Source organism: Marinimicrobium sp. UBA4509 (assembly GCF_002388575.1).
In the GTDB taxonomy this organism is placed as follows: domain Bacteria; phylum Pseudomonadota; class Gammaproteobacteria; order Pseudomonadales; family Cellvibrionaceae; genus Marinimicrobium; species Marinimicrobium koreense.
In genome coordinates this window covers 56,962-57,444 of sequence record NZ_DGMV01000069.1, presented here as the reverse complement: position 1 = coordinate 57,444, position 483 = coordinate 56,962, and the positions used below count along the sequence as shown (strand labels likewise).

Here is a 483-nt window from a genome sequence, read left to right as displayed (position 1 = left end):
TTCATCAGCCGCGCCGTCATTGGCCCGCGACTGAGGGCCGCAGCGGTGAAAACGACGCTGTAAGAAGCCTGAATTGGCTTGAGAGCGAGCCTGACGCTCGTGAGGAGGTGTCATAAACCTTGTAATACCGCAAAACAGGTCCCTAGTATGGCGCCATCAATCAGGTAACACCACCCCATTCACACAATTCACCACCCGGAGATGATGTATGACGGAAGCCAAAGCCTACGCCGCTCAGTCCGAAACCTCGGGCATGACCCCTTTTGACTTTCAGCGGCGCGAGCTGCGTCCGGACGACGTACGAATCGATATTGACTACTGTGGCGTTTGCCACACCGACATCCACTTCGCCGAGAACGATTGGGGCGCGAGCATTTACCCCGTAGTGCCCGGCCACGAAATCATTGGGCGGGTGACCGCAGTGGGCGATCAAGTCACTGGCTTCAAGGTGGGCGATGCCGTGGGTGTCGGCTGCATGGTGGA

1 protein-coding gene is annotated in these 483 nt (G+C 58.0%); it reads left to right on the top strand.

The annotated features are described in order from the left end of the window. Positions 1–208: 208 nt before the first annotated feature. Positions 209–483: alcohol dehydrogenase catalytic domain-containing protein (locus B3520_RS13615; RefSeq protein WP_349678490.1), on the top strand; the 275-nt coding region annotated here is incomplete at its 3' end.